This window comes from Psychrobacter sp. 1U2 (assembly GCF_051847575.1).
This window is the reverse complement of record NZ_JBPYDC010001652.1, coordinates 1-549: the sequence shown is the minus strand read 5'-3', so window position 1 is coordinate 549 and position 549 is coordinate 1. Positions and strand designations below refer to the sequence as shown.

At 45.0% G+C, this 549-nt stretch carries 1 pseudogene; it reads left to right on the top strand.

The window, feature by feature from the left end:
* Window positions 1-517, top strand: a pseudogene (locus ACS8FD_RS23685) (3-hydroxyacyl-CoA dehydrogenase); the annotation flags it as partial.
* Between the last annotated feature and the right edge of the window lie 32 nt (window positions 518-549).

The window sequence follows — 549 nt, the reverse complement described above, 5'->3', positions numbered from 1 at the left end:
ATCTATGCATATTATGGAGCAGTCCAAAAAAGATACGATCAGCGAGGGCAAAGAATGGGTCAGTCATCCATCTGCTGCAGTGCTTAGTGTGATTGCAAAAGACCACGAGCGCTTAGGTAAAAAGGTCGGCAAAGGCTTTTATGATTATTCGCAGAGTTCAGAGGGTAAGAGTGATAAGCACTTATGGCCAAAATTGACTGAGCTGTTTCCACCCGTTGTTGAGCAGCTAGACATGCAAGAGCTGATAGATCGCCTGCTCTATATCCAAGCCAACGAATCGGCGCGCTGTTATGAGGAAAATGTCTTGCGCTCTGTTGCGGAAGGTAATGTAGGCTCAATCTTTGGTTGGGGTTTCGCCCCGCATCAAGGGGGGACGCTACAGTTTATTAATGCGGTAGGAATAGAAAATTTCGTTAAGCGTAGTCATGAGCTGGCCGCTAAGTTTGGTGTGCGTTTTGAGCCTGCACAAATTTTGATTGAAATGGCAAAAAAAGGCGAGGTGTTTTCAGATGGCTAATACAGATTTAGTATCGAATAACTCAATACCCA